Origin of the sequence: Acinetobacter sichuanensis (assembly GCF_003024515.2) — a bacterium.
Taxonomy (GTDB): Bacteria; Pseudomonadota; Gammaproteobacteria; order Pseudomonadales; family Moraxellaceae; genus Acinetobacter; species Acinetobacter sichuanensis.
On record NZ_PYIX02000020.1, the window covers coordinates 41,723 to 63,620 of the forward strand.

Below are 21,898 nucleotides of genomic sequence, written 5' to 3' on the forward strand. Positions count from 1 at the left end.
ATGCCATCCTTGTTTGTTTTTAGAGGTGGTAGATATCAATGACTTGATTGATATAGTCATTTTTAAGTACAACGTATTTACTTAAAATCTGTGGTTGTTCACCTGAAAAATCAATTTCATAGCGAGACATACCAAAATAGCTATAACTGTTTTTATAACGGAAGCTCAATGTATTCCAGTTAAAGCGAACAGTGACTTTATCGCCATCACGTTCAACAACTTCTACGTTAGCAATGTTGTGTGCAGTACGTGTATTTGGCATGGTTGCAGAAGAGCGTTCAGTTTTAATACGGAACACACGGTCTTCTAAACCTTGACGGTCAGGGTAATAAATCAATGAGATCTCAGCTTGAGGATCTTCAGTAAGTTTGTCATCGTCATCCCAAGCTGGCATCCAAAATGATGCAGATGGTGCATAACACTGTAACCATTCATCCCATTGTTCATCGTCTAAAAAACGAGCTTCACGATAGAGAAATTGTGCAATATTTTCTAATGATGCTTTATCTTGCGCGCTCATGCATTTTCTCCTTGTGCAGACGTTTCTAACTCAGCCAATTCTTTTTCAGCTGCGATGGCATGTTTCATGGTTTTTAACCAATATTGATGTTGAGCAAGGTATAAGCCTTCATCTTCAGTTTTGATACAGCTTAATGCTGGTTTTAAACCAATTTCATTTGCAGCATCATCTGGACCTTGAATCCAATGTTTAGAACCACGGCACATGTCGTTCCATTCAAGTTCAATACCTGCATAACCTGCTTGACATGCACGGAATTCTTCAAGGTCATCTGGTGTTGCCATGCCTGAAGCATTAAAGAAGTCTTCATATTGGCGAATACGACGAGCACGTGCTTCAGGTGCTTCACCGACAGGCGCGATACAATAAATCGTAACTTCTGTTTTATTCACAGAGATTGGACGTAATACACGGATTTGTGAACCGAATTGATCCATCAAATATACGTTAGGATATAAACATAAGTTACGTGAACGCTCGATCATCCATTTAGACATCGCCGCGCCGTATCTTTCTGTATATTCTTCAGCTTTAGGGAAGTTTGGACGGTCTTCTGGGTTTGCCCATTGTGTCCAAAGTAACATATGACCGTGATCAAAACCGTAAGAACCACCGCCTTGTTTACCCCAAGAACCTGCGCTCATTGCACGAACATTATCAAGCTCTTGTTGCTTTTCTTTACGCTGTTGCGTTGTTGCTGCATAGTTCCAATGTACCGCAGAAACGTGATAACCATCTGCACCATTTTCAGCAGTGAGTTTCCAGTTACCTTCATAGGTATAGGTTGATGCACCACGTAAAACTTCTAAACCTTGTTCAGATTGGTCAACAATCATGTCAATGATTTTTGTAGTTTCACCTAAAAATTCTTCTAATGATGGAACATCTGGGTTTAAGCTACCGAATAAGAAACCTTTATAGTTTTCAAAACGCGCAACTTTTTTCAGATCATGAGAGCCTTCTTGGTTAAAGCAATCTGAATAACCTGCTTCACTTGGATCTTTAACTTTAAGTAATTTACCTGAGTTATTAAATGTCCAACCATGGAAAGGGCAAGTATAAGTTGCTTTATTACCACGTTTATTACGGCAAAGCTGAGCGCCACGGTGTGAACACGCATTAATCATTGCGTTCAATTCACCATTACGGTTACGTGCGATCAGAATCGGTTGACGACCAATATAAGTTGTATAGTAGTCATTGTTTTTTGGAATTTGGCTTTCATGTGCCAAATACACCCAATTTCCTTCGAAAATATATTTCATTTCTAGGTCAAAAAGGGCTTGGTCTGTAAATACTGAACGATGAAGTTTAAATTCACCTGTTTCATAATCATCTACAAGAAGCTCATCAATACGATCAAGATGGCTGGTATTAATCACTGGAATACGTGGCATGTCCGTTCTCCGACTGTCCAAATGTGGGCAAGTCACCGAAATATGTTTAAATATATTTCGGTTCCAAAAGCGCTTTAAATAAAAGGGAAATTATGCAGAAGCTCGACGACGTTCAACTTCGGTTGATGGCGCTTGAACTTGTTCTTTGACTAACTGAATATTGAATGTAATGTGTTTGAAAGCTTTGTTTAAACCACGACGCGCGATTTCAGCTTCGTCTGTGACATCTTCTGCGACTGCGACTAAACCATCACGTGTTGCAAATGCAAAGTCATCCCACAGGTACTGATCACCTTCGATATTAAATTGAGTGGTGAGTTTGCGATAACCTGGTGCAGAAACAAAATAATGAACATGAGAAGGACGGTTACCATGACGACCCAGTTTATCAAGTACAAATTGAGTTGTACCTTCTGGTGGACAGCCGTAACCTACAGGCATAGTCGTCTGAGCGACATATTGACCGTTGTTATCAGATAAAACTGTACGACGTAAATTAAAATCAGACTGAGATTTATCAAAGAATGAATAATTACCTAAGCTGTTTGCGTGCCAGATTTCAACTTTAGCACCTTCAATCAGCTGACCATTGGTATCTGTCACTTGACCTTCAATAAATAAAGTATCAACGTGATCAGACTCAGAACCATCGTCCATACGTGTGAAACCAATCGACTCAGGAGCGCCTGCTACATACAGTGGACCTTCAATCGTACGCGGTGTTCCACCTGTTATGCCTGCTTTAGCATCGGCTTCATCGGCACGTAAATCGAGATAATGTTCTAAACCAAGACCCGCAGCAAGTAGCCCAAGTTCATTTGCTTTACCTGCATCGGTAAAGTACTCAAGTCCTTTCCAAATTTCAGTTGCAGATAAATCAAGGTCTTCGATGGCTTGGAATAAGTCACTGACAAGACGGACGACGACTTGTTGCACACGAGCATCGACAACACCTGTGGCAGTGTCAACATTCATTTTTTTAACAAGTTCATTAATTTCTTGACGATTCATACTATCTATGCTCCTAGAGTATGAGGTCATCCTGAGCGACAAGCATTCCTTTTTGTAGCTGGCTGACAGGCTGGCCCAAATTTGATCACAACAACATGATTAGGCTTTTAAATCTCTAGAATAAAATTCCGTTTAAAAAAACTTCACTTTGTTGCTAATTTACTTCATGCTATATACCTTAAATGAATGAATTAGGTCTTGTCGAAGATCAATTATGTATTTTTTTATACTTCAAAGGTATTCGCTGTCATGGAACTTAGACACCTTCGCTATTTTGTTGCTGTTGTTGAGGAGCAAAGCTTTACAAAAGCAGCAGAAAAATTGTTTATTGCTCAACCACCTTTGAGCCGTCAGATTCAAAATTTAGAAAATGAGTTGGATGTTCAACTATTTATACGAGGAAGTCGCCCTTTAAAAACAACAGAAGCAGGTCAATTTTTCTATCAACATGCCGTTAAACTTTTGTCTAATGCTGAAGAAGTAAAGAGCATGACCAAGCGTGTTGGTCTAGCCGATCGCACATTAAATATTGGTTTTGTTGGTTCATTATTGTTCGGTTTGTTGTCAAATATTGTCTATTTATTTAAGCAACAAAACCGCGATGTCAAAATAGAAATGGTTGAAATGACCACAACAGATCAAATTGAGGCATTAAAAGAAGGACGTATAGATGTCGGATTTGGACGTTTAAGAATTTCAGACTCAGCAGTAAAACGCGTTTTACTACGAGAAGAACCGTTAATGGTTGCGGTGCATGGAAGTAGCCCTTTAGTACGCCAATATAAAGATGGAATTTACTTGGCAGACTTATTAGACCAGCATATTTTGCTATACCCAAACCACCATAAACCAAACTTTTCAACACAGATTCGTCATTTATTTTCAGAGTATGGACTCGACTTAAAAAATGCACGAGAAGTACGCGAGTTACAACTTGCTTTAGGTTTTGTTGCTGCTGCTGAAGGCATCTCAATTGTCCCAAGCAGTGCCCAAAATATACATTTATCCCATCTGCACTTTATACCTTTATTAGATGATGCTGCGGTGAGTCCAATCTTTATGGCAATGCGTAATATGGATGAAAATAACGATATTCACTCTTTATTTGATTGTGTTTATCAGGTTTATGACCTTGAGCAGATTGAATATGAGCGCCGCGTTCTCTAAAGAAAAATAATTTTGTGCTTAAAATTTAAACATACGTGCTTTTTATTTCAAGATAAATAGCACTTATTTTTTTGAATTGTTTATTTTTAATACATATTAAATTTGAAGTAGAATAATATTTCATCACTAAATATAGACCTTTGTCGCAATATAATCATTAACTGATTAGAAAATCTATTCAATATTATTATATTTATAAAAAATCTTACAAAAGAGCAGAAAATAATATAATGAGTTATTTAAAGATTAAACATCATCAGGCAAGAATTAAAATAAGACGATTTAAATTTTTTGTGAAAAAACTCTATTAAAATTCTCTTAATATGATTTTTTTAAATAAAATCCAAAATAGCGGTTAAAACCGTTCGTCATTTTGTAGAACTGCTTAAAAAAGCGGTTATTTAATTATAAGTTATTGTTATTTATATAATAAAAATAAAACCTACTTTTTAGGTATAGATTTATACGCAATTGGTTTTGGACATTAAAAACACTTTAATCCATTGTTTGAGAAATTTTCTACCGTTCACGCGCAGGAGGCGCAAAGTGTATGGCGAATCTAAATATAAATACAATTGTGGATGAAGCGAAGTTCACCCCATTTCATTGGAACGTATTAATTTGGTGTTTACTGATTATTATTTTTGATGGTTATGATTTAGTTATTTATGGCGTTGCATTACCATTATTAATGCAAGAGTGGGGATTATCTGCTGTACAAGCAGGTATGCTCGCAAGTACCGCCTTATTTGGCATGATGTTCGGTGCAATGTGCTTCGGAACCTTGTCAGACAAACTAGGTCGTAAAAAAACCATCATGATTTGCGTTGCAATTTTTAGTGGGTTTACTTTTTTAGGCGCATTTGCTTCTAACCCAATTGAATTTGGTATTTTACGTTTCCTTGCAGGCTTAGGCATTGGTGGGGTCATGCCAAACGTTGTGGCACTCATGACCGAATACGCACCCAAAAAAATTCGCAGTACATTAGTTGCTGTGATGTTTAGTGGTTATGCCATTGGTGGTATGACATCTGCATTATTAGGCGCGTGGTTAGTGACAGACTATGGTTGGAAAATCATGTTCTATATTGCCATTATTCCATTTGTTGCCTTGCCATTAATTTGGAAGTTTTTACCTGAATCCCTCATGTTCTTGACCAATAAGGGGAAAACTGAACAAGTCCGTCAAACTGTACAAAAAATTGCACCAGAAAAAAATATTTCTGCTGATACCGTATTTGTACTGAATGAAGCAACTGTAGGCGATGAAGCGCCATTACGTGCTTTATTCCAACAAGGGCGTACTTTCAGTACCTTGATGTTCTGGGTCGCTTTCTTTATGTGTTTACTGATGGTTTATGCATTAGGCAGTTGGCTACCAAAACTAATGATTCAAGCAGGTTACTCGCTTGGTGCAAGTATGATTTTCTTATTTGCATTAAATATTGGTGGGATGGTCGGTGCAATTGGTGGTGGGGTGTTATCAGACCGTTTCCATTTAAAACCTGTATTAACCATTATGTTTGCAGTTGGTGCAATCGCATTAATTTTACTTGGATTTAAGAGCCCACAAGCGGTTTTATATACACTGATTGCAATCGCAGGTGCGGCAACCATTGGTTCACAAATTTTACTTTATACTTTTGTTGCACAGTTTTATCCAGCCGCTGTACGTTCTACAGGCATGGGATGGGCTTCAGGCATCGGACGTATTGGTGCAATTGTAGGACCTGTATTAACAGGAGCGTTATTAACTTTACAATTGCCACATCAAATGAATTTCTTAGCAATTGCAATTCCAGGGGTAATCGCAGCACTCGCAATTTTCTTGGTGAATTTGAAAGCATCGGTAGACCAAAGCAAAGAGACTCGTCCTTCTGCTTCGGTTAAAAATGGATCAACAATAGAGTCATCTGTCAATTAAACTAAAGAAAAATAATTTAAGTTTTCTTTATCTTATTGAATCAGATAAATTTATTCGTGGCATCAAAGGATGATGCCACTATCATCAAGAAATGAGGTTTGGATGAATACTCATAAGAAATTTTTTAAAGTAAAAACGCTTCTATTGGCTATGGGCGTATGTAGTACTGCGCTAACGCATGCAAAAGATGTGAATCCTGAAATTGAACAATTGCGTAATGAGATTAGTGAATTACGCCAACTGTTAAATCAGCAGACACAACAGCAACAAGCCGTACAACTGCAAAACTATCAGGAAGAAAAAGTTCAACTCGCAGCAAATACAACACGCGGTGGTTTGGCTTTAACTAAAGGTGGCGCTGAAATAAGCTTTTATGGAAATGTACGTGCTGATCTTCAATATCAAATTGAAGGTGGTCCAGCGAATAGACTATATAACCAAATCAGCACAGTTGCTTTAGATGGTGTCAATGAAAATAGCGACAACCTAAAATCAACATTGGCTGCTACACGTTTTGGTTTTGATTTTAAAACGCCAACTCAAGTCGGTGATGTCGGTGGTAAGCTTGAAGTTGACTTCTTAGGCGGCTCGTCTTTAGATACCTTACGTATTCGTCATGCTTATTTAACCTATGGAAATTGGTTGGTTGGTCAGACATGGTCAAACTTTGCACCTGTAGATTTTATGCCTGAAGTCGTTGATGCACTTGGCTTTGTTGGTGGTTCAGTTAAACGTACACCACAGGTTCGTTATACGCAAAAATTAAATGCAGATACTAACTTTGTCTATGCTTTAGAAGATTCTAAAGATAGCAGTTCAGATATGCGTTTACCTGCTTTGACAGCACGACTTAACCATAAAATAGTGGATAATTTATCACTTGGTGCGCGTGCAATGGTAACTGAAAAACGTACCAAAGCAGATGAGCAAACAGCATGGGGTGTAGGTGTTGGTTTAAAATATGATGTAACACCAACTACAACATTGAAGGCGGACTACTACCATGTCAATGGTGACAGTAGTTTCGTGTCATGGACAAACCAAGGTTTTGTGACTGATGCGAATAATCAGATTCTTGAAACCAATGAATTTGATTCTATTACCTTCGGTATTACTCAACAGTTCAATGAAAAACTGCGTGGTACTTTGGCTTATGGTTATATGAAAGCGGATCAAAATGACCGTTATATCAATGCCCTTGCAGATAAAACCAAAGCCAACAAAGACTTATGGCAAGCATGGGGTAACGTATTTTATAGCCCAGTTAAACCACTCAGCTTTGGTGTTGAATATGTTTACGGTGAGCGTGAAGCATTTGGTGCAGCACCAAATGGCAGCAAAACAGGTGAAGATAATCGTGTAAATGCGGTGGCAATGTATAACTTCTAAGTTAAAGTTATATGAGTTAAAAGAGTTCCAATAAGTCGATATATAAACCTATTTTGACTTATTGGACTTTTATTTTACACATGATATTTTTAAAAATAAGAACATGTTTTAGATGAAAAGTTAAGCATATTTCTTTGCAAGTAGTACACAAATTAAGACCAGACAACTGACCATAAGCATGCTCATCGTGACTTGTTCACCCAATAAAAAAGCTGAAAGCATTAAGCCAATCAAAGGCTGTAATAATTGAATTTGCCCTATTTTTGCAATACCCCCAAGTGCTAAGCCTTTATACCAAAAGAAAAAACCGATTAACATACTAAAGATAGCAACATAAAATAGCGCTAAAAATTCAGTAGCTTTAATGCCTGTAAAACTTTGAGGGAAATAATAAATAGTTAAGGGTGCCATGATTGGAAAAGTTAAAATAAGTGCCCAACAAATCACTTGCCAGCTACCTAATTCACGAGATAAATATCCACCTTCAGCATAACCTAGCCCACATAAAATAATCGCAACCAACATATAGGCATCACCAATTGCGACCTCTTGGGTTGTACTCTGGCTGAACATAAAGATCAGTACAAAACTGCTGCCGAGTAGGGCAAATAACCAAAATTGAATACTAGGTTTTTCATGTGCTCGAAACACACCAAAAATTGCGGTTGAAAGTGGTAATAAACCAACAAAAACAATGGCACGAGATGAAGGAATACTTTGTAATGCTAAAGCAGTAAACAAAGGAAAACCAAGTACAACACCCAAAGCAACAAGACTTAAAGATTTTATTTGGGGAATACTGGGATATTTTAATTGAAATTTATAAGAAAATAGCAAACAAAAAAGTCCCAAAACTGCTGCAATTGAAGCTCGGGCTACCGTGAGAAATTCAGGACTAAATCCTTGTACTGCAATACGTGTAGCAGGAAGTGAAGCTGCAAAAATTACAACGCCAATCAAACCATTGAGCCAACCTATATTTTGACGATTCATATTTTAAAATCTTGACAAATAAGGCTTATTTAAAGCTTTTATCTTTTTTGAAAAAAGCCACAGTGCAATACAATAAAAAGAAACTGTTATGCTTCTGTATACAGTACAATTTGAAAAATAGACCAAAGTGCAGCCCATGACGATCAGTAAAATTGAACGAGTCATTGCTTTTATTCAGCAAGAAATTAGCAATAAAAAACTCATAGCAGGTACACGTTTAATGTCTGTGCGACAGCTTGCACAACATTTAAACTATTCAGTCTCTACAGTGGTTGAGGCTTATGCGCGCTTAGTGGCTGAGGGTTTAATTGAGGCACGAACAGGCTCGGGTTATTATGTATCCACAAAGATGCAGGTCATTCACAATATTGAAAAACCTGTACAATACGAACGTGAAGTAGATCCTTTATGGATTTCACGCCAATCCCTAGAGGCTAAATCTGATGTCATTAAAGCAGGGTGTGGGTGGCTACCTGTGGAGTGGATGCCTGAGTTAAGTCTTCGCCGAGCACTCAAACAGGTTGCCAAAGCAGAAGCTTCTCTTTTGGTTGATTATCCTATTCCACATGGTCATTTAGGTTTAAGACAATGGATTGCGCGAAAAAACAAAAAATATGATCTTGAATTGAGTGTTTCTCAAATCTTAATGACCGATTCTGCCACACAAGCAATTGATTTATTATTTCGAAAATTGTTAAAAGCAGGAGATGTCATTTTAGTGGATGATCCATGTTATTTTAATTTTTTAGCTTTAAGTCAAGTACATGATTTACAAGTTATTTCAATTCCATTTACTGAGCATGGTCCAAGCGTACAGCATTTTCAGCAAGCATTATTATATCAACCCAAAATTTATTTAACGAATTCAGGCATCCATAATCCAACAGGTGCAACATTATCTATTGCACATGCGTATCAAATTGCAAAATTAGCAGAACAGGCAAATTTAATCATTATTGAGGATGATATTTTTGCTGAGTTTGAACAGATCCCAGCACCACGTTACTCATCTTTAATGGGATTTGAGCGCGTTATACAAATAGGCAGCTTTTCTAAAACAGTAACGGCGGCTATTCGTTGTGGTTATATTATTTCACATGAAAAATTTATTGATGAATGTATTGATTTAAAAATTGCCACCAATTTTAGTGGTGGGCATTTAAATGCAGAAATTATTTATCAAGCTTTACTTGATAGTAGCTATAAAAAGCATCTGGATAACTTACATAAAAAATTATTAAAAACAATGCAGTTCACGATTCAATCATTGGCTAAACTTGGAATTGAACCTGTGATTATTCCTAAAGCAGGCATTTTTTTGTGGTGTCAGTTACCAAAACAGATGAATGCTTCAGTTTTATCAAAATTATGCTTGAAACAGGGTGTTATTTTAGCACCAGGAAACTCATTTAGTCAGTCACCTGATGCAGGGCAATTTATGCGTTTTAATGTTGCACAATGTGGGTATAAAAAAGTATTTGATGTTTTAGAAAGTGCAATGGAGGAAATGAAGAATATTCAATGAATATCATTGTTTAATCAGTATATTCTACATAATCCCAAAGATTTAAACGGGCTTTAATTTCACTACGAATATTTGGTAATAAGGGTAAAAGTGTACCATCTATCCATAAGCTAAATGCTTGCGTTGAGATTTTTCGTTGTGCCGCATCAATAAGATGTACACCTTTGACCACAATCAAAGTTTGCTCACAAACAACAGTTTCAATTCCTTTAAATAAAACCTGTAAGCTGTGACCTGTGTCAATGATTTGCCACTCTAGTTCTATTTCTATGTTTTTATTAGACTTTAAAATAGCTTGACCTTCGAGAAAATCATTTGTAGATAGACAGTCATGATCTACTCTTACTTTACTTAAAAACCACTCCTGCATTTTTAACTCATCTAAAGTGTGGTGGGGGATTAAAATATCATCAAGATTAAATTTTTGGCTTAAATCGAAAAATTGCATGGGAGGAAAACTTATAACAAAATAAACAATGAAAAATCATATTTTATGCGAAGCATTGTGGAGAGTAAAACCTTTGCAATACTTGGCTATTATTCTGTATAAAGAAACATCACTGATTGATTAGGCTTTATTTTGATGGCGATACAAGAAGTTGCAAGCCCTATAGATCTTCGTAATCCCCAAGATGCAGCTTTATGGGCAAGCGAGGCAAATGAAAAAAGACCGTGGCGTTATGAATTTTTTAATTATTATTCACGTTTAATTAATAATTTGAATATTCAACCTATTTGTGTTTTAGAATTAGGTTCTGGTCCTGGTTTTCTGGCTCAATATTTATTAGAAAAGTGTGAAAATATTGATTATAGTGCTTTAGATTTTTCTGAAGCCATGCATGAGCTATCAAGAAGTAAATTATCAGCACAGCAGTTAGAAAAGACCACTTTTTATGTGGCAGATTTTAAAACAACAACGTGGGCAGATCATTTACCACAATATGATGTGATTATTATTCATCAAGCTTTGCATGAGCTGCGACATAAATCTTATGTCTTAAACTTTCATTGCCAAGTCAGAAAATTATTAAAACCTACAGCCATTTATTTGGTATGTGATCATATTTTTGCACCACATGCGATGCAAAATCATGATTTATATATGTCTACGCAAGAACACGTTCAAAGTTTAAAGTCAGCAAGTTTTAAAGATATCGACTTGGTGATGCAAAAAGAAAGTTTGTGTTTATTTGAGTGTAAAGCTTGACTGTTGTGATGACTAACTTACATCATCCACTCAATCGGTAAATACGAGACACTATGCATCACACCACGCTGAAAACGTGTTGTTTCGGGTTCTTGAGTGTATTTTTTGATGCTGCCATCGGGTTGGTGGTCATACCAATTGATTTTGCCTTGTGAGTCGAGTTTAAGTTCATAGGCAACTTTTAATAGATAGGTATCAAGTAATAATGACACTTGTTCTTGCAGTTGATCTGACTCAACCACTAAGCCAACTTCAGTATTTAAGTTAAAAGAACGAGGATCAAGATTAAAAGAACCAATAAAAACCTTATTGTCTATATCAATAAATTTGGCATGTAAACTTGATTTATCTTTACCTTTTTTAGGAATAACATTCCCTGTAACTACTTCATACCAAGTTCGATTGTTACGTTCAATATAAGGTTTAAACTCATAGAGTTTTACACCACTTTTCAATAAATCTGTACGATATTTTTGATAAAAAGCATGAACTAATGCAACATCATTTGCGACAAAGGAGTTGGTCAGAACGCGAACATCAACGCCTTGCTTGGGGAATTGTGCTAAATATTGTGTACCTACTTTCGTTGGAACAAAATAAGCTGAAATTAAGTCCATTTCTTGTTTAGGCTCACCTAAATGTTGACGAATTTGGTGAGAAATTAATTCGCCATTTTGGGCTTGCCCTAAGGTTTTTTTAGGTGAATCTGCAAGGAAATGTGCGCGTGCCCAATTGATACGATTTTGCTTTAGCTCATTTGCGAGTTCTCGTTGTTCAGTATCCACTTTTGTATCAGTTTCAGGCTCTTTTTTTTCTAATTTTTGATAGTCTAATCTTAACTTTTCTAGATCTTTAGCATTGCCTTGAGTAATAAATTGTTGATTTGGATAGCTTAAATCATTTTTCCAAAAGTTTGAAAATACAGTATTTGCATCATGTACTGCTGTACCAAAAAATAAAATATCCATATCTGTAAACTGGAAGGATTCACTGGCATCAAAATATTCACTGCTAATATTACGTCCGCCAGTGACAGCAATAATACCATCGGCAATGATCAGCTTATTGTGCATACGATGGTTAATTTGTTTTAAACGGAAAATATAATCTAAAACTCTGAAGTGTCTAAATTTATAGGGATTATAGAGTTTAATTTCAATATTGGGATGTGTGCTTAATGCCTTTAATTGAGGGTCTATTTTTGTACCATTTTGGTCATCAATGAGTACACGAACTTTTACGCCACGATCAGCCGCTTTAAGTAATTCATGTAGCATCAGATTGCCAATAAAATCATCTGCCCAAATATAGTACTGTAAGTCTAGGCTAGATTTTGCGTGACGAATTAAGTGAATACGAGCAGCAATACTTTGAAATGCATCACTCATGGCTAAATAAGCAGTTAAACCTTGTTGTAGTTGATTTTGAGTATTTTCTCCATTCAGCCAATGTTTACTATGAATCTGAATTTCATTGGTGGGTTTTGATTGATTCATAGGCAAACTGCATCCTGACAAAAAAGACAAACTTAGTGTGAGTGCAATTGAAGCGTGGGAAAATTTCATTCTTATTGAATAAATTGTTAAATTTTAATAAATCATAACACTAGTTATTGGTTGAATCATCAAATGAAAAAAGGTTACTGTAGCTAATCTGTTAAAGAACGACCCTATGAAGGATGATAGTGTATGAAATCACGTGCAGCGGTGGCATTTGCGCCAGGAAAACCTTTGGAAATTGTGGAGATTGATGTTGCTCCACCACAAAAAGGTGAAGTGTTGGTTAAAATTACCCATACAGGTGTATGCCATACAGATGCATTTACCTTATCAGGCGATGATCCAGAAGGTGTATTTCCAGCAGTACTGGGGCATGAGGGTGCAGGCATTGTGGTGCAAGTGGGCGAAGGCGTAACATCTGTTGCTGTGGGTGATCATGTTATTCCACTTTATACCGCAGAGTGTGGTGAATGTTTATTTTGTAAGTCAGGTAAAACCAACTTATGTACAGCAGTACGAGCAACGCAAGGTAAAGGTGTAATGCCTGACGGCACAACACGTTTTTCATATAATGGCGAGCCAATTTATCACTATATGGGATGTTCAACTTTTAGTGAATATACCGTTGTTGCTGAGGTATCATTAGCAAAAATCAATCCTGATGCAAATCCTGAGCATGTATGTTTACTTGGTTGTGGTGTAACCACAGGCATTGGCGCAGTACATAATACAGCGAAAGTACAAGAAGGCGACTCAGTTGCTGTCTTTGGTTTAGGTGGGATTGGTTTGGCTGTAGTACAAGGCGCTCGTCAAGCAAAAGCAGGACGTATTATTGTTGTCGACACTAACCCAGACAAATTTAAACTGGCTGAAGAATTTGGCGCAACTGATTTCTTAAACCCTAAAGATTATGATCAACCCATTCAACAAGTGATTGTAGAAATGACGGGTTGGGGTGTTGACCATTCATTTGAATGTATTGGTAATACCAATGTAATGCGTTCAGCACTTGAATGTGCCCATCGTGGTTGGGGTCAATCTGTGATTATCGGTGTTGCGGGTGCAGGTCAAGAAATTTCAACGCGTCCGTTCCAATTGGTGACAGGACGTAAATGGATGGGAACAGCATTTGGTGGGGTTAAAGGGCGTAGTCAATTGCCGGGTATGGTTGAAGATGCAATGAAAGGTGAGATTCAATTGGAACCTTTTGTCACACATACAATGGGCTTGCAAGAGATCAATGAAGCATTTGATTTAATGCATGAAGGCAAGTCAATTCGTACAGTGATTCATTTTTAAACTTCAAATCACAATTGTTAAAACTTTAAAATCAGCAGAGCCAAAGTTCTGCTGATTTTTTATTAATTTTGCAAGAATTTGACATTAAATTTCTATAAGTTTGCTAGTCTAGTGCCTTTATTTTGACTTTAAATTATTTATGAAAAATATTGTATTTTCTAGTGTTATTCTACTTTCCTTAAGTGCCTGTTCTACCATTCAAAATCAACAGGAAGCAGCACCATTGATTGGGATGCCAAATCCTGCAAGTCAGTATTGTATTGAACAGGGCGGAAAGTTAGAAGTTGTGAAAGATGCGCAGGGTGAATCTGCCTATTGTCATTTGCAAAATGGTGAGAAAATTGAAGAATGGGCGTTATTTCGCCAAAATCACGCACAATGTGTTGCAGATGAAGCTAAAAAACTGATTGGTCAATCAAACTTATCAGATGAGATTATTAAGCAACTCACTCATGCTCAAAATATTCGTCATATACAACCAAATGATGCTGTGACACAAGACTATCGTGTGGAGCGAATTACCATTATCACTGATCCAGTCACACAAAAAATTGTGCAAGCAAATTGTGGTTAAGTAGAAAAATTATCGTTGAAGTAGAAAAACCCAAGCGAACTTGGGTTTTTGATACAATTTAACAATTAAGCCGTTGCTTTAATGACTTCAGCAAATGCATTTGCAACTGTGTCGATATTATTTAAGTTTAGACCTGCCGCACACATACGACCGCTACGTACTAAATAAATACCGTATTGATCTTTTAACGTATCTACTTGTTCAGCCGTTAAACCTGTGTAGCTGAACATACCTTGTTGTTTAACAAGATAGCTAAAATCACGTTCAGGCAATGCTGCTTCAAGTTTTGCTTTTAATAACTCACGCATTTTAATAATACGTTCACGCATTTCTTGTAGTTCAGCTTTCCAGTTTGCAGCCAAAGCTTCATCGTGCAATACATTGTCTACAATCAAAGCACCTGTTGTTGCTGGGCTTGAATAGATACGACGTACAGTTGCTTTTAATTGACCCAAAACTTTCTGTGCAGTTTCTGCATCATCACAAACGAAGCTTAAGCCACCAACACGTTCGCCATATAATGAGAAAATTTTAGAGAAAGAGTTACTCACAATAAAGTTCATACCAGATTGATCTAAGGCACGAATCGCATAAGCATCTTCTTCTAAACCTTGACCAAAACCTTGATATGCAATATCCAAGAATGGAATGAGATCACGTGCTTTTAACACTTCAATCACACGATCCCATTGTGCAGGGGTTAAATCCGCACCCGTTGGATTATGACAACACGGGTGCAGTAAAACGATGCCTTTTGCTGGAATTTTATTTAAATCTTCGAGCATTGCTTCAATATTGACACCATTAGTTGCAGCGTCAAAATAGCGATAGAAATGAGAATTTACACCCGCACCATTAAAAATAGCGATATGGTTTTCCCAAGTCGGTTGGCTGACCCAGATATCAGATTCAGGGAAGTATTTTTTTAAGAAATCTGCACCGACTTTAAGCGCACCTGAGCCACCTAAAGTTTGAATCGTCACAACACGACCGTCTTTACGTGCTTGTGAGTTTTCACCAAATACAAGTGCTTGTGTTGCTTGATTATAAGTTTTAGAACCATCCATTGGTAAGTAAAGTTTTACTTTATCATTTAAAGGTTCAATATTTTTAAGCGCAGTTTTAACCGCTTCAAGCTGAGGAACGATATTGTCCTCATTATAATATAAACCGATACTCAAATTTACTTTTTGAGTACGTTCATCCTTACTATACTCTTCCATCAATGAAAGAATTGGATCACCTGCATAAGGATCGACATGTTGAAACATGGTGAAAAGTCCTAAATCAAACAAAGTTATTGTGTTTAGATAATATAAGCGAAATTTTGACTGACTCAACTCAGGATTGAAGATAAATTCTTATAAATCTTTCAACTTTAGTTTATATAGTGGATAAATTTTGTACTTTTTAAGGGGAAAGATCAATTTTAGTCATATTTTTTCTTTTAATCGATTTATGTAGATTGGAAAATTACGGTATAGATACAATAAAATATTGTTCAAGTTCAGCGATATTGCGATCATAATAGCGATCTAATTTTGAAAATATTTGGAATTCCCATGTTGTTAAATTATCAATGGCATCAACCTGAAAATGATCAACAACGTACACCGCTTGTGCTCATTCATGGTCTGTTTGGCAGTTTGAGTAACTTAGGTGGAATTGCACGTGCTTTGTATGCCACACATGCTGTCTTGCAAATTGATGTTCGTAATCATGGTCAATCACCCCATTCAAGTGAAATGAACTATCAAGTGATGGCACAAGATATTTTAGAAACCTTAGATCATTTAAATATTCAGCAGTTTTCTGTTATTGGTCATAGTATGGGCGGAAAAGTGGCAATGAAACTCACAGAGCTTGCCGCTGAACGCTTAGAGCAGTTGGTGATTTTAGATATTGCACCGTTTGCCTATCAAGAAAATCATCATGATCAAATTTTTAAAGCTTTATTTGCAGTTAAAAATGCTGCTATTCAGAGTCGAAAAGAAGCGACAGAAATTATGCGTGAATTTTTAAAAGAAGAAATGGTGATTCAATTCCTTTTAAAATCATTCAATAAAGGGCAATGGTTGTTTAATGTTGATGCCTTATATGCACATTACCAAGATATTTTGTCATGGGTAGACATTCCACAATGGTCAAAACCAACACTATTTGTGCGAGGTGAAAATTCGCCTTATATTGGAAAAGCACTGTATGTAAATGCAATTGAGGCACAATTTTCTCATGCTCAGCTAGAAACAGTCGCAAATGCAGGGCATTGGTTACATGCAGAACAGCCCGAAAAAGTTTTAAATTTTATTCAAGCCTATTTAAATTAAGTAGAAGAATTATTTAGTATAAATAATTAATTTTAATTTAAGTGAAAACCTAATTTCATGTGAAATATAATATTTCTAAATGAAATTAGGTTTTTTTATTTTATTATAAAAAATATAAAAACTTTAAATAAATCATAATAATGCATTATTATTACATAATTTAGTAATAAAAAGTTAAATTTATCAATTTATTTCAAATAAATGTGATATATTTCGCAATTATTATTAAGTGTTTTTATATTTTATGAGAAATATAATTTATTAAAACGACTTGATAATCTATACAATTTTTTAAAATCATTTTATATTAAAGGTCATTAAGCTTCTTTTTTAAACTAAAATTTATCGCGTTTTAAACTTTAATTATTTTTTATAAATCAAAGTTTAAGCTTTTAATTTTAATGTTTAAAAATATGGGTTTAATATGATACTTAAATATCTATTGATCAAATAGCTATTGTGATATGAAATGTTGATAAATATATCAATCTAGGTTTTTGCAAAAAGGATCGTATATGGCTCGGTTAGATTTGCCTCATGAGACACAAATGGGTCAGACGGATACGTCTCAAACAACGATTGTTCCTGCAAAAACGGTCATCAGTGATGAAGTTAAACTAACATTAGATTTACTGCCTCATCTTGTTTGGATCAAACGTGCAGATGCTGTTTATGGTAACACTGCGCTTAAAGAATACCTAGGCACGGAGCAATCCTTACAGGATTGTGAGTGGCTAAAATGTGTTTATCAAGAAGATGCCGAACATTTATATAATTTGTGGAATCACGCTCAAAAAACAGGGCAAAAATTTGAAAAAGAATGTCGTATTCGTGATGTAAATGATCAATATCATTGGTTTTTACTGCTCGCACAAAGTCATGCAAGAGCAGCTAAACAATTTGATTGGACAATTACGTGTACGTACATTCATGAACGTGCAGTGTTATTACGTGACACAACCGATTCATTGCGTGCACATACAGATATGCTAGATGTTAGTGTGGACTGTATTAAAATCGTCCGTCCAAATGGAACGGTTTCACATATGAATCGTTCAGGTTGCATTGCATTATTAGGTAAAGAAAAAGTTAAAAAATTTGATATGGAATGGTTAGGTCTTTTGCCTCCTGAAGTACGAGATAAAGGGCAAATTGCAATTTCTGCGGCTGCAAAAGGTAAAAATGCACGTTTTGCTGGTATGAGTGGTGAAGGCGCTGCTCGTCAGTATTGGGATAATATTTTAACGCCTGTCGTCAATGACGAAGGTCAAACGACCAGTATTTTATGTGTTTCACGTGATATTACCTTACAACGTATCGCTGAAAATAAATTACGTATTAGTAGTGAACGTGATGAATTAACAGGTTTAATGAATCGCCGTTCTTTTAAACAAAGATTAAAAAAATCCTTATTAAAAGCAAAAGCCAATAAAAAAATGGTTGGCTTGATGTTGATTGATTTAGATCATTTCAAACACATTAATGATACTTTAGGGCATCCTGCTGGCGATCATTTACTCAGAATATTATCAAAACGTTTGAGTCATAGTTGTGATGAGCAGACTTATGTTGCGCGTTTAGGTGGTGATGAATTTGCAGTTGTGGTTGAAACATTAGATGAGCTGGAAACATTCAAACAAGCAACACAAAAAGTATTAAGACAGTTAGATCGCCCAATCACATATACAGGTAAATTGATTAATGGTGGTATGAGCATTGGTTGTGCGATGTATCCACAAGACGCTAAAGATAGTTCAAATTTACTCAAATTTGCGGATACTGCCCTCAATAATTTAAAAGATGGTGGGCGTGGTGGTGTACGTTTCTTTAATCAAGACATGTTAGAAATTACCTTGAAAAAAGCCAAACAGTTGGAAACAGCGCGTAGAATTGTACGTGACAACAGTATTGAGCCACATTATCAACCTAAGGTAAATTTAGAAACAGGTAAAATTATTGGTTTTGAGGCATTGCTACGTTGGAAAGATGTTGAGCATGGTATTCAACTCCCAAGCACAGTTGTTGAAGCATTTAATGATTATGAGTTAGCAACAAAAATTGCAGAAACAATGCATTTAAAAATTTTTAATGACATTTCATGTTGGTTACAGCAAGGTTTAGATGTTGTACCTGTTTCAATTAATGCGTCACCTGTCGAGTTTATGCGTGATAATTATGCTGAAACGTTATTGAAACGTCTTGAAAAACAACAGATTCCACATCACTTGATTGAGGTGGAAATCACAGAACATATTTTGGCTGAGCGTGGTTATGTTTATGTTGCACGTGCTTTAAATAAGTTAAAACAAGTGGGTGTGCGTATTGCCTTAGATGATTTTGGTACGGGGCATTCTTCTTTAACACACTTGCATGACTATCCTGTAGATAGCTTAAAAATAGATTGTGATTTTGTACATCGTATGAACAGTGAATTACCCATTCACGCCATTGTACAAGGTATTTCTCAATTAGGACCAATCTTGTCATTAGACATTATTGCAGAGGGAATTGAGACACAAGAACAGCTTGATAGCCTAAAAAAAGTCGGTTGTACTTTGGGACAGGGCTTTTTATTTAGTAAAGCCATTCAATCAGATTGTGTTGTTGAAATGTTAAGTCATAATACTCTTCGGATAAAAAATGATTAATTCAAAAAAAGTGCTTGTAAAAAGTGTAAACAACGAGTATTTTAAATTTATACAGATTTTTTATGTGAATAAAATGTTAGTTAAACCTTTGATCAATAACGTATCTTATTATTTTTGGCAATTCTTTAGATAATTGCCTAGATACGTTTGGGCAAAAAAAGTTGCCCTTCAAAGTTAATACCTGATCGGCAACCCCGATCAGGTTTTTTTATGCACATATTTTTTAATTTTTTGGAGAACTTCATGAATACATTTAACTACGCATACTTTAGCAACTTTTATTGGTTTAACTTTACGCCAGTAACCTCTATTTTGCGGTCGAATAGACCCAATAAGCTCAAATAAAAGAGAGGGCTTTAAGTCCCTAAGGAAAAAAATGATGAATATGTTAAATCAAGCTTTACAACAAACTGCTCAGGCAGAAATACAACTGAGTACACCGATTCAATTAAAACAACAATTTCCATTGCAATCATCTCTTGCTGCTCAAATTACAGAACAGCGCCAAACCATACAAAATATTTTAACAGGTAAAGATTCACGCCTGATGGTCATTACAGGTCCATGTTCAATTCATGATCCTGTGGCTGCACTTGAATATGCTCAAAAATTAAAAAACTTACAGCATTTAGTGTCAGACCAAATTTTTTTAGTCATGCGTACTTACATCGAAAAGCCAAGAACAACAATTGGATGGAAAGGCTACATGTATGATCCAAATCTAGATGGATCTTCAAATTTACAATTAGGCTTGGAAAAATCACGAGAATTATTTTTAAATATTATTGAAATGGGATTGCCTATTGCCAGTGAAATTCTAAGCCCAATGGCAACAGGTTATTTTGATGATTTATTGGCTTGGGGCGCGATTGGCGCGCGTACCAGTGAATCACAAATTCATCGTGAAATTTCAAGTCATATGCCATTTGCGATTGGTTTCAAAAATGGTACAGATGGTTCAATTCAAATTGCTTTAGATGCGATTCAATCTGCTTCACATGTTCATCAATTCATGGGGATGGGGCAGCATGGGCTACCTTGTGTTTTAGAAAGTGAAGGTAATCGTTTAGCACATTTGATTTTACGTGGTTCAAACTCTGGCTCGAATTATGATTTAGAGACAATCAATGCGATTCATGAGCGCCATCAAGGTCTATTGCCTGCACTGGTGATTGATTGTAGTCATGGTAATAGTGCAAAAAATCCATTGAATCAGCCTGAAGTTTTATCTCAAATTATTGCTGAGCGTAAAGAAAGCCATGTGCGTGGTGTGATGCTGGAAAGCCATTTGCTGGATGGACAACAAAAAATTTCTGAAAACATGATGTATGGTCAATCTGTGACAGATGGTTGTTTAGGTTGGGAAAAAACACAAAAATTATTATTGGATATGCATCAAAAAATGCAAACAGAATCATCTGCTTTGGTATGTGTTTAGGTAGATGAAACAGGCATTGAAGTACCGATATAAACGTACTTCAATGCTTTACTCATACTCAAATAAGGCTTGAATTAAGACAGAGATGAATTTTGTAAAAAATGATGCAATATTTCTTGTGCTTTAGTTTCTAGTTTGACTGCATATTTTTTATTTTCTGAACGTAAATATTGAATATTGATATCTGCTTTACGTAATTCACAAGTATGCCCAATTAACCATTTTTCTAAACTCTCTGCTGTAACTTCAAGATGAAATTGTAAGGCTAAAATATTTTGTCCAAGACGAAAAGCTTGATGAGGATAAAGCGCTGAACTTGCAAGGAGTTCAGCATTTTCTGGTAAATCAAAGGTGTCACCATGCCAGTGCAAGACAGCAGTTTCTTGTAATGTTGTTAAAGGGTTGTCGGCAAGGTCGATCAGTTGAAGAGAACTCCAACCAATTTCTTTTTGCGCTCCTGCATAAACTTTCGCACCTAAAGCATGAGCGATGAGCTGCGCACCTAAGCAGATGCCAATAGTGGGTAAGTTTTTTGCTAAACGTTGTTGTAAATATTGAATTTCTTCAGTTAAAAAAGGATAGTCTTCAGTTTCATAAACGCCAATGGGTCCACCTAAAATAATCGTTAAACCTTCGTGTTCAAAGGCTTTTTTTAAGTTGTCAACACCAGCTTCAAAATAGCGAACACGATAACCATGTTCATATAAAGTATCTTCAAAACTGCCTAAATCTTCAAAGGAAAGGTGTTGAATGGCATAAACAGTTTTAGGGAAATTTGAGTTCATTTGGGATTCTTATCGTGTGAGAAATGAGGGATTACGGCGATAAAGCAAGTGTTTAATCGGCGAGTTCTGTATGAAATTTTATTGAACTCTTTTGTAAACTCAAACCAATCTAGTAAAAAAATATATGGAAAATCATTTTAATTGCTTAAAATTAAATCATATTTAAAATGCAATTTCTATTGATTATTCTTTGTT

At 35.9% G+C, this 21,898-nt stretch carries 18 protein-coding genes; 10 read left to right on the plus strand and 8 right to left on the minus strand.

The features are described 5' to 3' along the window. Positions 1 to 19 precede the first annotated feature (19 nt). The 3 genes from benB to catA form a co-directional block, all read right to left on the minus strand. A complete protein-coding gene (gene benB / locus C9E89_RS12510) occupies positions 20 to 520 on the minus strand; it encodes a benzoate 1,2-dioxygenase small subunit (protein WP_107008677.1) in 501 nt (166 codons plus the stop codon). Beyond that, positions 517 to 1,917 carry a benzoate 1,2-dioxygenase large subunit gene (gene benA / locus C9E89_RS12515; protein WP_107008678.1) on the minus strand — a complete coding sequence of 467 codons (1,401 nt, stop codon included), beginning with the start codon at positions 1,915 to 1,917 and terminating at the stop codon, positions 517 to 519. The genes benB and benA overlap by 4 nt, the downstream gene beginning before the upstream one ends. Positions 1,918 to 2,007: 90 nt before the next feature. Beyond that, positions 2,008 to 2,928, minus strand: coding sequence for a catechol 1,2-dioxygenase (catA, locus tag C9E89_RS12520; protein WP_107008679.1), 921 nt, complete (start codon positions 2,926 to 2,928; stop codon positions 2,008 to 2,010). A gap of 249 nt (positions 2,929 to 3,177) precedes the next feature. Between catA and C9E89_RS12525 the strand changes: the two genes are divergently transcribed. From C9E89_RS12525 to C9E89_RS12535, 3 genes are all read left to right on the plus strand, one after another. Beyond that, the gene (locus C9E89_RS12525) at positions 3,178 to 4,095 is read left to right on the plus strand and encodes a LysR family transcriptional regulator (protein WP_107008680.1); all 918 of its coding nucleotides are present in this window, start codon (positions 3,178 to 3,180) and stop codon (positions 4,093 to 4,095) included. A 550-nt stretch (positions 4,096 to 4,645) separates the two neighbouring features. Continuing rightward, a complete protein-coding gene (locus tag C9E89_RS12530; protein WP_107008681.1) occupies positions 4,646 to 6,019 on the plus strand; it encodes an MFS transporter in 1,374 nt (457 codons plus the stop codon). A gap of 102 nt (positions 6,020 to 6,121) precedes the next feature. Then, positions 6,122 to 7,408 carry a DcaP family trimeric outer membrane transporter gene (locus C9E89_RS12535; protein WP_107008682.1) on the plus strand — a complete coding sequence of 429 codons (1,287 nt, stop codon included), beginning with the start codon at positions 6,122 to 6,124 and terminating at the stop codon, positions 7,406 to 7,408. A gap of 120 nt (positions 7,409 to 7,528) precedes the next feature. Here C9E89_RS12535 and C9E89_RS12540 read toward each other — a convergent pair whose 3' ends face one another. Next, positions 7,529 to 8,401, minus strand: a complete 873-nt coding sequence (locus C9E89_RS12540; protein WP_107008683.1) for a DMT family transporter — start codon at positions 8,399 to 8,401, stop codon at positions 7,529 to 7,531. A 136-nt stretch (positions 8,402 to 8,537) separates the two neighbouring features. On the opposite strand from C9E89_RS12540, the gene C9E89_RS12545 reads away from it, so the two are divergent. Then, on the plus strand, positions 8,538 to 9,926 hold the full coding sequence (locus tag C9E89_RS12545) for an aminotransferase-like domain-containing protein (RefSeq protein ID WP_107008684.1): 1,389 nt from the start codon (positions 8,538 to 8,540) through the stop codon (positions 9,924 to 9,926). A 10-nt stretch (positions 9,927 to 9,936) separates the two neighbouring features. On the opposite strand, the gene C9E89_RS12550 is transcribed toward C9E89_RS12545, so the two are convergent. Next, entirely contained in the window at positions 9,937 to 10,374 is a 438-nt protein-coding gene (locus tag C9E89_RS12550; RefSeq protein ID WP_107008685.1) for a hypothetical protein, read from the minus strand. 135 nt (positions 10,375 to 10,509) lie between these two features. Between C9E89_RS12550 and C9E89_RS12555 the strand changes: the two genes are divergently transcribed. Continuing rightward, positions 10,510 to 11,133, plus strand: coding sequence for a class I SAM-dependent methyltransferase (locus C9E89_RS12555; protein ID WP_107008686.1), 624 nt, complete (start codon positions 10,510 to 10,512; stop codon positions 11,131 to 11,133). A gap of 17 nt (positions 11,134 to 11,150) precedes the next feature. Here C9E89_RS12555 and C9E89_RS12560 read toward each other — a convergent pair whose 3' ends face one another. Continuing rightward, positions 11,151 to 12,629: a phospholipase D family protein gene (locus tag C9E89_RS12560; protein WP_107008687.1), complete on the minus strand. Its 1,479-nt coding sequence runs from the start codon at positions 12,627 to 12,629 to the stop codon at positions 11,151 to 11,153. Positions 12,630 to 12,821: 192 nt separating this feature from the next. Between C9E89_RS12560 and C9E89_RS12565 the strand changes: the two genes are divergently transcribed. Together C9E89_RS12565 and C9E89_RS12570 are read left to right on the plus strand one after the other, a co-directional pair. Next, entirely contained in the window at positions 12,822 to 13,931 is a 1,110-nt protein-coding gene (locus C9E89_RS12565) for an S-(hydroxymethyl)glutathione dehydrogenase/class III alcohol dehydrogenase (protein WP_107008688.1), read from the plus strand. A 139-nt stretch (positions 13,932 to 14,070) separates the two neighbouring features. Then, the gene (locus C9E89_RS12570) at positions 14,071 to 14,505 is read left to right on the plus strand and encodes a putative hemolysin (RefSeq protein WP_107008689.1); all 435 of its coding nucleotides are present in this window, start codon (positions 14,071 to 14,073) and stop codon (positions 14,503 to 14,505) included. 65 nt (positions 14,506 to 14,570) lie between these two features. On the opposite strand, the gene C9E89_RS12575 is transcribed toward C9E89_RS12570, so the two are convergent. Beyond that, entirely contained in the window at positions 14,571 to 15,776 is a 1,206-nt protein-coding gene (locus C9E89_RS12575) for an amino acid aminotransferase (RefSeq protein ID WP_107008690.1), read from the minus strand. Positions 15,777 to 16,067: 291 nt separating this feature from the next. On the opposite strand from C9E89_RS12575, the gene C9E89_RS12580 reads away from it, so the two are divergent. The 3 genes from C9E89_RS12580 to C9E89_RS12590 all read left to right on the plus strand — a co-directional run bounded on the left by C9E89_RS12580 (position 16,068) and on the right by C9E89_RS12590 (position 20,918). Further along, positions 16,068 to 16,832 (plus strand): alpha/beta fold hydrolase, encoded by a 765-nt coding sequence (locus tag C9E89_RS12580; RefSeq protein ID WP_107008691.1) that lies wholly within the window; start codon positions 16,068 to 16,070, stop codon positions 16,830 to 16,832. A 515-nt stretch (positions 16,833 to 17,347) separates the two neighbouring features. Further along, a complete protein-coding gene (locus C9E89_RS12585; RefSeq protein WP_107008692.1) occupies positions 17,348 to 19,480 on the plus strand; it encodes a bifunctional diguanylate cyclase/phosphodiesterase in 2,133 nt (710 codons plus the stop codon). A gap of 379 nt (positions 19,481 to 19,859) precedes the next feature. Next, entirely contained in the window at positions 19,860 to 20,918 is a 1,059-nt protein-coding gene (locus tag C9E89_RS12590) for a 3-deoxy-7-phosphoheptulonate synthase (protein ID WP_107008693.1), read from the plus strand. 74 nt (positions 20,919 to 20,992) lie between these two features. Here the strand turns inward: C9E89_RS12590 and C9E89_RS12595 are convergent, their stop codons facing one another. Continuing rightward, positions 20,993 to 21,703: a glutamine amidotransferase gene (locus tag C9E89_RS12595; RefSeq protein ID WP_107008694.1), complete on the minus strand. Its 711-nt coding sequence runs from the start codon at positions 21,701 to 21,703 to the stop codon at positions 20,993 to 20,995. Positions 21,704 to 21,898 lie beyond the last annotated feature (195 nt).